Here is a 12,987-nt window from a genome sequence, read left to right as displayed (position 1 = left end):
CCAAAGGATCTTATAAATACAAGCCCTTTTCTACACTTTCCTGAACCAACTCTTCTGTCAGTTTCCACAACTCTTTGGACTCACTTTTTATAAAATTTTTCTTTTCTAATACCATCTCTGAACGGATATGATCAGGATTATAATTGACTTCTGACACTTCCAAGTGATTGATCAGTGGTACCAATGCGTCAATCACTCTTGCATATCTTGCCTCAGGACTCTGCCCTTTTTCAAACTCCAACCACGATTTTTTCATATTCAAATATGTTGCTTCTGGAAGGAGGCTCATTGTTTTTTCTATAGATTCTAGCTCTCTATCATGAGCATGAAGCTTTTTTTCATCATCAAACACCCAAGTATCTCCAGCATAAATCTCACCTAAATCATGGATCAGTAACAGAAACATGACCTTTTCCATATTCAATTTTTCAGGATAATAATCCTGAAGAACCATCGCAGCGATCGCACCCTGCCAGGAATGCTCGGCACTATTTTCAAACCGTCCATCAAGGGTTCTATTAAACCTTGTTACTGACTTTAATTTCTCGATTTCTTTAATAAATGCAACTGTCTGATTCAAATCACTCATGGCGACTCCAACCTCCCTATTCGAAATTACGACTATCATACCAGAAATCCTGTTTTCCATAAATGAATTCCCGTATTTGCAAAAAGATAATGTCCCTCCTTTTTGGAGCACCGCCATTTTTCTAACAAGAGCACAAGGACAAGCAAAAAAGCTAACCAGTCTTTACCGGTTAACTTTAGAATGAGACAAACTATTTTAAAGTAAAATAAGTTAATCGATTCTAAAAGTAAGTAAAAATGAGTTCCTATTTTTAGAATGAATCAAGAAAATACAAAAACTTTCCGCTGTGAGAAAAGTGCTTGAAACAATACGTTTCAGGCACTCGGAATTATTGAGAGTAAAACAGTTTGGGAAACTGTTTTAGCCTGAGCCCAGAAATTAAAGAGCGAAGGGGCTCAATACAAATTGAACAAGGGCTGCGGATTGTGTCAAAAAGATAAGTTCTCCTAGAATCGAAAGATTCTGCGTCAAACTTCCTATTTTGACTTTATCCGCAGACGCCCTCTGTATCTTAATTTAGTCATGGAACTTCGTAGAAGTTCGCTGACGTCCGTACTCACCTAAGGAAAGTTTTTAAGTTGACTTTGTCTTAAATCTGAAGCTACTGCTTAGCTTCTATTTTTCACCCAACAAAGGCCCAAATAATGGCAATCAGCACTGCCGGTAGGAGATTAGCGACCTTGATCCGTTTACCCCAAATGAGGTTAATCCCTACACAGAGAATGAGGCTGGAGCCAACTAGGGACAGATTCGAAAGGGCTTGTGGAGTCATGATCGGTGCGATCAAATGGGCCAACAGCGTGATCAAACCTTGAAGGATCACGAGGGGAACCACCGCAAAGATCGCGCCCTTTCCTTTTGAAACGGTCAAGACCAGAACGATAACCATATCGAGAATAGCCTTGGCCAACAAGGTCGAGGTGTCGCCTGTCAGGCCATCCTGGACGGCTCCGACCACCGCCATAGCCCCGATACAAATGGTCAAGGCCGTGGTCATAAAGGCATCAACAAAACCGGTATCGCCTTGGTTACCCGTCTTTTCCTTCAGCCAGGTTCCCAGTCGCTCAAAGCCCTCCTCAATCTTCAAGAGTTCCCCGATAACGGTCCCGATCACTAGACTCAGAATCAACATCATACTGCCGTGACTTTCTACATGACTTCCATGCACCACCAGCATCTTTTCCAAGGTCCCCGCAATGCCCAAAACAAATACAGCAACTCCTGTCACTTTCAGAAGGGTCTCATGAAAATCTTCTGACAAACGTTGACCGATGAGCAGTCCTAAAAGCCCACCAAATACGACCCCTAAGGCATTGTATAAGGTCCCTAAACCGATCATTTACAAACTCCTTCGTTCGTTTTTCATTCTTTTTCAATTTCTTTCAAAGACCAGTGTCCCGTCTCTTCATACTGGTCAATCAAGTCCTTGGCTGTTTGCGTAATCTCCTCTGGATAATGCAAGCTTTCTAGAGTATTGACCGCATTTTTGGTCACCGCTGACCCTGGCTTGATCTGGTAGTCAAAGACGATCTTGCCATCCACATAGCGACTGTCAAAATGGTAATTATCATTGACTTCACCGGAGGCTGCGACCAGCTCAATATCATGGCTGGAAATCATGTAGAGACAGTTTTGGGCAGCCAACCAGCGGACAATTCCAAGGCCTGATCCGATCCGCTCGATGGTATTGGTCCCCTTAAAGAGCTCGTCAATAAAGAAGTAGTGAAAACCAGGCTTTTTCAGATGCTGAATCATACGCAAAATAGCTTTGCTCTCCATGATAAAGTAGCTATCTCCAACTTCAATATCATCGCTTACATCCATAGCCGTTAGGACATGACCGTAAGGCAGGGACAAGCTTTCTCCATAGGCAAAGCCCAGCCCTTGAGCCAGAATAGCATTGATAGCGACGGTCTTCAAATAGGTCGATTTCCCAGACGCATTGTCCCCACTGATGACCATATTTTTTTGAAAATGCACATCATTTGCAATCGGATTGGACAGCAAGGGATGATAGAGCGTCTCACCTTCAATCCCACCCGTCTCTGTAAAAACTGGCTGACAGACCACTTCTAGATCCCGCTTATGGCGCAAGAGACTTATAGCGACTTCCATCTCCCCTAGCAGATCCAGAAGTTTCTGGGCCTCTTTTTGATAAGCCTTCACCTGATTGTAAATATAAACCTGAGCGATCTGCGGGAGTAAAAAGAGGTCATTGAGGTAGAGGAGAACAATTTCCATCTCAGAAGTCCCCGTTGGACTCTGCAAGACACTGGCAAGGATCCGCGTTTTCTTAAAAGCTTTGACCGCTTGCTTGAGTTCTTCTTGTTGTGGTAAAACTAGATGGCTCAAGCGTTCTGCCGAAGCAAAGATGCGGACCAGATAGCTAACATTGTCCAGACGGTTTTTATTGGACCAATTGCGCAAACTTGAAAAGACGATATTAAAGATCACACTGATCACCAAGAGGGTAATCGCCCCAACTGGCTCAAAGGGAATGGCAAAGAGACAGAGGATTGGAAGACAGGCCAAGGCTAGATAGAGGGGCAAACCTGCATAATGCTTGCCAGGATTTGCGACAATGCTACGCGCCATATTGTGGTTCTTCTTGCCCAGTTGGTTGAAAATGACCTGGACCTTGAGGCGCAAATCTGGATGCTCTTCAAAGAAGGCTTCTAAGTCATGAAGCTGATCCTGAGGCTGGAATTCCAGCAGGCGCATTTTTTGATAGAGAGCCTCTGCTCCAAGGCTCGATTGGGTATAATTGAGCTGATCAAAGACCGCATCCAAAGCCAAATCATGCCAGGTCTGATCATCCACTTGACTATCGATCGTCTGTCCCTTAGCCGGATAAGCTAGACTGTCTATCAAACTTTCTTCTGTATCTTTCTTGCGAAAGAAAGGCGCTCCATCCCAAGCCTTCTTCAGCTTTTGCTTGAGGCGGATAGCCGTAAGAAATTTGGTTGCCCAAATCACCACGATCAATCCTAGGATCCCAAGTGGGATCCAGTTCACATTTCCTTCCATGCTTTATTCCTTTCCACTCTGAGGCCAGTCCAAGTGAACATGTTCCTTCATTTCTCGGTAAGCCGTGTCCACTCTCTCCTTGGTCTCCTCATCCAGCTTGTCGCGGTATTTGCCACCCTGGATAAAATCTTCCAAAATATAGGTCTGGTACTTGTACAAGTCATATCCTTCAGGAGAATAGGTACCCTTCGGAGTCCGACTGACCCAGGTTGGATGAGCAGTAGCTGTCTTGATCTTTGTCTTGCGACCAACCTTTTCGATGGTCACATCCATCAAGACCCCTCGCTCTGTCCATTGGGCAGTCTCCACATCTCCCATCGTTTCCAGACGCTGATTGGACAGGAAATTCCCCATCGAGTAGATGATGAGCTTGTTTTGACCATCTTTATTGACCACTTCAGCAGGCTCCACAACATGGGGATGCCCACCAAAGACGATATCAGCTCCCCAAGAAACCATCTTATGATAGAGCTCTTTTTGCTCTTCTGTCGGCTCCAATTGGTACTCAATTCCCATTTGGGGCATGACAATGGTGATATCGGCCTCTTGCTCCGCCTTTTGGATCTCCGCCTTCATCCGCTCTTCATCCAGATCAGACAAGACATCTGCTTGCTCCTCTGGAGTAAGGGTCGTTTCCATCCCATTAAACCCATAAGCGTAGGCTAGAATAGCAATCTTGATGCCATTCACTTCCTTGATCACCAAGGGAGCCTGCCCTCTCTTTTTATTCGTGTAGACACCGACAGGTGTGATGCCTGCATCTTCAAAGGCCTTGGCTGTCGAATAGACCCCATCAAGGCCTGAATCCAAGATATGGTTGTGTCCCAAATCCATGACATCATAACCAGCATCCTTGATGGCTGGTACAACTTCGCTCGGCGCATTAAAGAGAGGATAACCTGACAAATAGTAATTTAGGTTAATGGTTCCCTCAAAATCACCCAAGGCCAGATCTGCTTTTTGTAGCCAGGGTTTGACATACTCATAATTTTCATGAAAATCATAGCTTCCGTCTTCTTTTTGTGCACTCATATAGACCAGATCATGATAGAGCTGATCTCCATTCGCCATGATTCGAGCTGTATGAGGAATCTGATCAGCCGGTGTTTTGGCCTTGTACACAACTTCTGGCCGTTCGGTTGCGGTGATCGGAAAGCCTTGGAACTTTTGCACCCATAAGATGGCATTAGCCACGATAAAAACGACTGACAAGAGCACATAGACAAACTGTTCATTCGTCAGCTCAATCCTTGAAAAGAGACGATCAAAAGCACAATCAAAGGCCACTGATAGCTCTTTTCCCATCGTTTTGATGGTCCCTTTCACATTCTCCCACTTCTCTAACATTCCTACCTCTTCTTCCTACCTCAACAGATTGAGCTGTCATTGAAATACTTTCTCTTCATTGTATCACAAATTTCCAGAGGAGAAAAAAAGTTCTGCAAAACAGAACTTCTAAATGATTTGATATTAAAAGAATGGTTTCTTCAAAGCAGAAAACATCATCACGATTTTCAACTGATGCAAGCATCTACTGAAACTTTCCGCTGTGAGAAAAGTGCCTAAAACATAATTGTTTCAGGCACACGGGAGTTTTGAAAGTAAAACAGTTCGGGGAACTGTTTTAGCCTGAGCCTAAAAATTGAAAAGCGAAGGGGTTCAAAACGAATTGAACACAGGCTGCGGATTGTGTCAAAAAGATAAGTTTTCCTAGAATCAAAAGATTCTGCGTCAAACTTCCTATTTTGACTGTATCCGCGGACGCCCTTTGTATCTTAATTTAGTCATGGAACTTCTATGAAGTTCGCTGACGTCCGTACTCACCTAAGGAAAGTTTCTAAGATGCTTTTTCTATTATATCAAAGCTTTTAACAAATAACCATAGCCTTCTTGCTCCATTCTCTCTTTTGGAATAAAGCGCAACGAGGCCGAATTGATACAATAGCGAAGGCCACCCTGGTCTTTTGGTCCATCGGTGAAGACATGGCCTAAATGGGCATTGCCTGAGCGGGAACGAACTTCGATCCGTTCCATTCCGTGACTATGATCTTGGTAATAGTGGACAACATCTTTGGCAATGGGACGGGAGAAACTTGGCCATCCACAGCCAGACGCAAACTTATCCTTGGCAAAAAAGAGAGGTTCCCCAGTCGTAATATCCACATAGATCCCCTCTTCAAAGGTCTGATCATAGGCATTGTGGAAAGGACGTTCCGTCGCGCTTTCTTGAGTGACTTGGTACTGCTCTGCTGTCAGTTTCGCCTTTAGGATTTCTTGATCTGGCTTCTGATAAGCTGCTGGATCAATCAAGGGCTGCTCAGCATCCGTCACATCGATATGGCAATAGCCTCCAGGATTCTTCTTGAGGTAGTCTTGGTGGTAGTCTTCAGCCAAGATATAGTGGCGCAAGGGTTCCAACTCAACCGCGATTTTGTGGCCCAATTGCTTCTCTTCTTCCGCAAACACTTGGGCGATCACTTCACGGTCTGCTTCGTCTGTATAATAAACACCCGTCCGATATTGGCGGCCTCGATCATTTCCCTGTTTGTTAACGGACAAGGGATCGATCACCCGGAAATAGTAGAGCAGAATCGCTCGTAGAGTGATCTTGTCTGGATCGTAGATAACTTGTACAGTCTCTGCATGATCCGTTTCCTTGATCAGTTGGTAATTGGTCGTCTCTACCTGGCCATTGGCATAGCCCACCGTCGTCTGTTCTACACCGGGGATCCGTGAAAAATACTCCTCTAAGCCCCAAAAACAGCCACCTGCTAGATAAATCTCTGCCATCTTTCTTCCTCGCTTCCTGCATTCCCCACAAGGAACGCTTGACATCTATTAGCTCCATCATAATCCAAGAGCCTCAGATTTTCAAGGATTCTGCATCAAAAATCCCTTCTACTGTATGTAAAATGGATTCAATCCTTCTTATTTTTCAAATAAGAAAAAGAGCGAGTAATAGAAGTTCCAAAACGATAGGGTTAACTGATGTAGAAAAACATGAAGGACTACCATGACCAACACCTCCTCTGAATATCTGTAGACAAACTCAAGGCACATCAACTACAACACCACCGTCGGTCCATAGACCTGTAACTGAGGCTTCACAACCTCGTAATGCCAGTGATCATAAGCTCGCCAAGCTTGAAAGGCCTCTTCGTTCAAAGCTAGCCCACCCAGACCAATCAATAGACTGGCGGTCTGATAAAACTTTTCTAACTCAATCAACAGACGATTGTCTACCCGCCTATCCTTTCGTAAACCTTTCAACATCTGATCTAGATTTTCTCGAAATCGAAGGGCATCTAAACTGGGGGTGAATCCCTTAGAAAAGGCTGTTTGAAGAAGGGTGATCGTCGTTCTTGCCTCTTGAATCACATCCCTTTCTTCCATAGAAATCACCTTCCTTTTCACCTCCATTGTACACCTTTTTCTCTCTATAAAAATGGAAAATTCCTAAAACTAGGAACAGAATGTTCTCTCTTGACAAGAAACCATAAAAAACTTCCCCAAGTTTCCACTTGAGGAAGTTCTTTTCGAAAGATTAGTCAATGTAGTGCAATTTCCCACGGAAGTCTTCTAGACTTTGGTAGCCTTTTTCTTCCATGATGGCTTTGAGCTCCGCAGTGATGCGTTCAAACGCTCCTACTCCTTCTTTATGCAGCGTCGTTCCGATTTGCACCATACTAGCCCCACAAAGGATATGTTCAAAGGCATCGCGACCAGTCAAGACGCCCCCAGTCCCCACAATCTGAATTTCTGGATTCAGACGTTGGTAAAAAGCATGGACATTGGCGAGAGCCGTTGGTTTGATGTATTCTCCACCAATCCCACCAAAGCCGTTCTTAGGACGAATCACCACGGATTCATCCTCAATGTAGAGGCCATTTCCGATCGAATTGACGCAATTGACAAACTTGAGCGGGTATTTGTTAAAGATCGCTGCTGCTTGATCAAAATGAACGATATCAAAATAAGGTGGCAACTTGATCCCTAGAGGTTTTGTGAAATAGGCAAAGACCTCAGACAAGATCCGATCTGTCGTATCAAAATCATAGGCGATCTGAGGTTTCCCAGGGACATTGGGACAAGATAGGTTCAACTCTGTCAAGCCTTTAAAGTCGCTGTCTTGCACCTTTTTCAAGATGGTATGAGTTTCTTCAGGAGACATGCCGACGAGAGATAAGAAGAAGGTCCGGTCAGGATCCGTTTCTTGCAACTCCAATAAGTAATTCAAATAATAGTCCAACCCTTGGTTAGGCAGCCCCATCGAATTGATCGAACCAAGCGGCACATCTTGGTAGCGTGGTTCTGGATTACCAGCACGGAATTCTAAGGTCGCTGTCTTGGTCACAAAGGTTCCCGCAGCTGAGTTCTTCACTTCTTCCAATTCCTCAGTGGTCATACAGGCTACACCTGCCGCATTCATCAAGCAGTTGTCAAATTCAAAACCAGCAATTTGCGTCTTTGTCGTTACCATCTTGTACTCCTTTTTTGAAACACCACCAACAGAATCGTTCGGGATGCTTTCTATTTTCTTCTTTCATTATACCATCACTTGGAAGCTTCCGGACAAACAAAGCTAAAAATTCTTCCAAACATTCGGACTTTCCTAGTCGTGATAAAATTTTCAGAAAATTCAACTTTTTTCTTTACAAGCCAAAAAAAGTCTGCTATAATGATCCATGTAAAAAAACATGACATTGTTTGTCAACTGTCTCAAAGCCACTCCCCTAGCGGGTTTGCTGGTTTTCGTTTCATTCAAAAAGGAGAATTAACATGACAACTGCTAAAGAATATATCCAAAGCACTTTCGAAACTGTAAAAGCTCGCAACGGCCACGAAGCTGAATTCCTTCAAGCTGTTGAAGAGTTCCTCAGCACTTTGGAACCTGTTTTTGAAAAACATCCTGAATACATCGAAGAAAACATCTTGGCTCGTATTACAGAACCTGAACGCGTAATTTCTTTCCGTGTTCCTTGGGTTGACCGTGAAGGAAACATCCAAGTAAACCGTGGTTACCGTGTTCAATTCAACTCTGCTGTAGGTCCTTACAAAGGTGGTCTTCGTTTCCATCCAACTGTTAACCAAGGGATCTTGAAATTCCTCGGATTCGAACAAATCTTCAAAAACGTCTTGACTGGTCTTCCTATCGGTGGTGGTAAAGGTGGATCTGACTTCGACCCTAAAGGAAAAACTGACGCTGAAGTGATGCGTTTCTGCCAAAGCTTCATGACTGAATTGCAAAAGTACATCGGTCCTTCTCTTGATGTCCCAGCTGGTGATATCGGGGTTGGTGGACGTGAAATCGGATACCTTTACGGTCAATACAAACGCCTTCGCCAATTCGATGCTGGTGTCTTGACTGGTAAACCTCTCGGTTTTGGTGGTAGCTTGATCCGTCCAGAAGCAACTGGTTATGGTTTGGTTTACTATACTGAAGAAATGCTCAAAGCCAACGGTGACAGCTTTGCTGGTAAGAAAGTCGTGATCTCAGGTTCTGGTAACGTTGCCCAATACGCTCTTCAAAAAGCAACTGAACTTGGTGCAACTGTTATCTCTGTATCTGATTCAAACGGTTACGTGATCGACGAGAACGGTATTGACTTCGACCTTCTTACAGACGTGAAAGAAAAACGTCGTGCACGTTTGACTGAATACGCTGCTGAAAAACCAACTGCTACATACTACGAAGGTTCTGTATGGACTTACGCTGGTAACTATGACATCGCTCTTCCATGTGCAACTCAAAATGAAATCGACGGCGATGCTGCTAAACGTTTGGTCGCTCAAGGTGTGAAAGTTGTCTCTGAAGGAGCAAACATGCCAAGTAACATCGATGCCATCAACGTATACAAAGAAAATGGTATCCTTTACGGACCTGCTAAAGCAGCCAATGCTGGTGGGGTTGCTGTATCTGCTCTTGAAATGAGCCAAAACAGCCAACGTCTTTCATGGACACGCGAAGAAGTGGACGGACGTTTGAAAGACATCATGACCAACATCTTCAACACTGCTAAAACAACTGCAGAAACTTACGGACTTGGTAAAGATTACCTTGCAGGTGCCAACATCGCTGCCTTTGAAAATGTCGCAAACGCGATGATTGCACAAGGTCTTGTATAATCAATCGATATTTTTCTTTGAGACCTTCGGGTCAAAGCCTCTCAACTCCTGAAACCAGTGTGTTTCAGGAGTTTTTTGTAGCTACTGATCTCTTTAAGGACAATTGGTCTCAAGGGAAGAAGGTCATTTTTAAAGAAAGGAATCTTAACCGTCATTAGTGGTGAAAGATTTGAGCCATCTCTTTTTCTGTATCTTTTTCTAAAAAAATTTTATTTTTTTTACTTTACCCCCTTGCATTTTTAATAAATTAGTATTAAACTATAGCAAAAGGAGGTGCGCTTATGTTTCATTTTGCTCAAGACAAGTCAACTACCATTGAATTCCTTAAGTCTGAATTGGTCCAATTACTCTCCAATATGCGACAAGAAATCGCAGCTAGCCGTCAATCACAGACCGGCGCAGCTTGCCATCATATTGAATATTGCATGGACAAGATCCAAAGGGCAAAAAGTTCAGTAGCCATTGCCCTCCCCATCGAATCCTTAAATCTCGAAATCACGACTATGCTGCGCAAGCAACTCATCGTCTTGCCACCAGAAGCTCGAAAAAATTGGGACCAGATTAAAAAGCTGGACTTCAAATACTGCCACTTAAAATAGACCAAAAAAGAGAGTGGGACAGAAATCGGTAATTCGTTAGAATTCGATTTCGTCGTCCCACCTCCGCACAGTTGAGTAGGGCTGTAAAAGCTGATGAAATCAGCGTAGTATAGCCCACTCAACCACTGCGTCTTGCTCGACAATACAAAAATAATTGAGAGACTAGGACTTTTGTCCCAGCCTCTTTTTTGTGTTAAAAAATATAAAAAATTGGTTCATAAATAAATTTTATTCGATAGAATGATTCAATCGTCTACTTAAACTTTCCGCTGTGAGAAAAGTGCCTGAAACAATATCGTTTCAGGCACTCGGGAGTTTTGAGACCTCAGGCTCAAAACTAAGTCATGGAACTTCATCGAAGTTCGCTGACGTCCGTTCTCACCTAAGGAAAGTTTCTAAGAGGATCTTATCTACATTCTAATTTCTGAGCTTTTCTTATTACATGATCCCGTTCTTTCCTGTCGGTAGGCTAATCCCTGCTTCCATCAAGGCATCATGGTAGAGTTTATAGTAGGTATGATAAACAGTCGTCTGGGTTCCATTTTGCGCAGTCATCGCGATGCGGAAGGAATAACGACCATTTTTTTCGATCTGTGGGCCTAAAATCGTAGGATCTGTCAACACTTCTGGGTGTTTGTCTTGTTCAGACTGATTGACCTGAGCAATCACCTGATAGATCTTGTCGAGATCGGTATTTGCATCTAGTGGAATATCGATCAGCACGCGCATATCGCCACGTGAGAGATTGCTGACGACAGTGATGTTGCGATTCGGAACAAAGTGGAGAGTCCCATCAAAGTCCCGCACCTGGGTCGTTCGAATACCGACACTGCTGACAATCCCAGCAATATTAATAGACCCATTCGTGAGACGAACATTGTCACCCACATCCAGCTGGCGTTCTAAAAGGATAAAGAAACCATTGACCAAATCGGAAAGAAAGCCCTGGGCTCCCATCCCAATCGCCACCCCAGCAATCCCAGCACCAGCCAAAAGACTAGAGACCGGAAGACCTAGAATCGACAAAATCCAGTAGATCAAGATGAAATACAAACAATAGTTTAAGAGGCTCTCAACCAAGCGGAGAATCGTATTTTTACGGGCTTCATCCTGCACCGTATACTTAAAGGAAGGGGTTAATATCCGCTTGACCAGGCTATGGATGACCTTTTTAGCGATAAAAAATAAGAGGAAGACAAAAATCAGAGAGATACATTTTGATATCAGATCATCAAAAATATTTGTCCAGTCTATTTTACTGAAATAACGTTGGAAAGCTTGACTCATTTATTCGGGCCTTTCTAACAAAGAATAGTATGATTATATCAAATATTCGGAAATAAGGCTATTTTTTAAAAATTTCATTGCTTTTCCCCCCTAACTATCGTATAATATTCCTTAATTATTTTTTAAGGAGGTCTCACATGATTCATCGATTGATTACCACTTGGAATAAAACCAACCTTATGAAAAGGATCGCAATCGGTATTGTACTTGGTGTTATCCTAGCACTTCTCTTTCCGAAAGCAACTGGCATTGGACTCTTAGGAGAGTTCTTTGTTGGGGGACTCCGTGCAATCGCACCCCTTCTGGTCTTTGCACTCGTTGCAAACGCTCTCTCCCAACACCAAAAGGGGACAGAGACCAATATGAAAAAGGTCATCGCCCTCTATCTCCTAGGAACCTTTGCAGCTGCCTTCGTCGCTGTTTTGGTCAATTACATTTTCCCGATCACCATTACCCTAACTGGAAAGGCTGCTGAAGGATCCTCTCCAAACGGGATTGGCGAAGTGATCAGTAACCTCTTGCTCAAGATCGTCGACAACCCGGTCAATGCCTTGCAGCAAGCCAACTACATTGGAATCCTTTCTTGGGCAACTGTCTTTGGGATCGCCATGAGAGAGGCGAGTGAACATAGTAAAGACCTCCTCCAAACTCTGGCAGACATCACTTCAAAAATTGTCGAGTGGATTATCAACCTAGCTCCATTTGGGATCTTAGGCTTGGTCTTTACGACCATCGCTGGCCAAGGACTCAGTGCCCTTAGTAACTACGGGATTCTCTTACTTGTTTTGGTTGGTACCATGGCATTTGTAGCCCTGGTCATCAATCCATTGATCGTCTTTTTCATGATCCGAAAGAATCCTTATCCCCTTGTTTTTAAATGCCTCCGTGTCAGTGGGGTAACAGCCTTCTTCACTCGAAGTTCTGCAGCCAACATCCCTGTCAATATGCGTCTCTGTGAAGAGTTGGGCCTGAACCCGGACACCTATTCTGTCTCCATTCCACTTGGTTCAACTGTAAACATGGCAGGTGCAGCCGTGACAATCAATATTTTGACGCTCGCTGCTGCCAATACCTTGCACATTCAAGTTGACTTTGGTACGGCGCTCATCCTGAGCGTGGTAGCGGCTATCTCTGCTTGTGGAGCATCTGGAGTTGCGGGAGGATCTCTCCTTCTCATCCCTGTTGCTTGTAGCCTCTTTGGCATCACCAATGATTTGGCCATGCAAGTAGTCAGCGTCGGCTTTATCATCGGGGTCATCCAAGACTCTTGCGAAACAGCCCTCAACTCTTCAACAGATGTGCTCTTCACTGCCATCGCCGAAATGAGTAGCTGGCCAAAAGAAAAACGCTATTAATAGC

The 12,987-nt window shown here is 43.9% G+C and carries 11 protein-coding genes; 3 read left to right on the top strand and 8 right to left on the bottom strand.

Annotated elements, in window-relative coordinates; translation table 11 throughout:
* Positions 1-10: 10 nt before the first annotated feature.
* From O3605_RS05135 to O3605_RS05105, 7 genes are all read right to left on the bottom strand, one after another.
* Positions 11-589 (bottom strand): HD domain-containing protein, encoded by a 579-nt coding sequence (locus O3605_RS05135; protein WP_371585436.1) that lies wholly within the window; start codon positions 587-589, stop codon positions 11-13.
* A gap of 622 nt (positions 590-1,211) precedes the next feature.
* The gene (locus O3605_RS05130) at positions 1,212-1,928 is read right to left on the bottom strand and encodes a DUF554 domain-containing protein (RefSeq protein WP_371585395.1); all 717 of its coding nucleotides are present in this window, start codon (positions 1,926-1,928) and stop codon (positions 1,212-1,214) included.
* A gap of 23 nt (positions 1,929-1,951) precedes the next feature.
* The gene (locus O3605_RS05125; protein ID WP_371585393.1) at positions 1,952-3,616 is read right to left on the bottom strand and encodes a MutS-related protein; all 1,665 of its coding nucleotides are present in this window, start codon (positions 3,614-3,616) and stop codon (positions 1,952-1,954) included.
* Between the two features lie 3 nt (positions 3,617-3,619).
* Positions 3,620-4,963 carry a CapA family protein gene (locus O3605_RS05120; RefSeq protein ID WP_371585391.1) on the bottom strand — a complete coding sequence of 448 codons (1,344 nt, stop codon included), beginning with the start codon at positions 4,961-4,963 and terminating at the stop codon, positions 3,620-3,622.
* A gap of 507 nt (positions 4,964-5,470) precedes the next feature.
* Complete coding sequence (msrB, locus tag O3605_RS05115; protein WP_070506065.1) at positions 5,471-6,406, bottom strand: peptide-methionine (R)-S-oxide reductase MsrB; 936 nt, start codon at positions 6,404-6,406, stop codon at positions 5,471-5,473.
* Positions 6,407-6,679: 273 nt separating this feature from the next.
* Positions 6,680-7,036, bottom strand: a complete 357-nt coding sequence (locus O3605_RS05110; RefSeq protein WP_070506067.1) for a helicase BlpT — start codon at positions 7,034-7,036, stop codon at positions 6,680-6,682.
* A 124-nt stretch (positions 7,037-7,160) separates the two neighbouring features.
* Complete coding sequence (locus O3605_RS05105; protein ID WP_247923638.1) at positions 7,161-8,096, bottom strand: dihydroorotate oxidase; 936 nt, start codon at positions 8,094-8,096, stop codon at positions 7,161-7,163.
* Positions 8,097-8,395: 299 nt separating this feature from the next.
* Between O3605_RS05105 and gdhA the strand changes: the two genes are divergently transcribed.
* Positions 8,396-9,742 (top strand): NADP-specific glutamate dehydrogenase, encoded by a 1,347-nt coding sequence (gdhA, locus tag O3605_RS05100; protein WP_371585388.1) that lies wholly within the window; start codon positions 8,396-8,398, stop codon positions 9,740-9,742.
* 281 nt (positions 9,743-10,023) lie between these two features.
* Complete coding sequence (locus O3605_RS05095) at positions 10,024-10,341, top strand: hypothetical protein (RefSeq protein ID WP_371585386.1); 318 nt, start codon at positions 10,024-10,026, stop codon at positions 10,339-10,341.
* Positions 10,342-10,779: 438 nt separating this feature from the next.
* On the opposite strand, the gene O3605_RS05090 is transcribed toward O3605_RS05095, so the two are convergent.
* The gene (locus tag O3605_RS05090; protein ID WP_049497984.1) at positions 10,780-11,628 is read right to left on the bottom strand and encodes a mechanosensitive ion channel family protein; all 849 of its coding nucleotides are present in this window, start codon (positions 11,626-11,628) and stop codon (positions 10,780-10,782) included.
* Between the two features lie 137 nt (positions 11,629-11,765).
* On the opposite strand from O3605_RS05090, the gene sstT reads away from it, so the two are divergent.
* A complete protein-coding gene (gene sstT / locus O3605_RS05085; protein ID WP_049497985.1) occupies positions 11,766-12,983 on the top strand; it encodes a serine/threonine transporter SstT in 1,218 nt (405 codons plus the stop codon).
* The last annotated feature ends 4 nt before the right edge of the window (positions 12,984-12,987 follow it).

The sequence above is a fragment of the Streptococcus sp. 27098_8_99 genome (assembly GCF_041431935.1).
GTDB lineage: Bacteria > Bacillota > Bacilli > Lactobacillales > Streptococcaceae > Streptococcus > Streptococcus parasanguinis_D.
The sequence above is the reverse complement of the archived record's forward strand: the minus strand, read 5'-3'. Positions and strand labels throughout refer to the sequence as shown.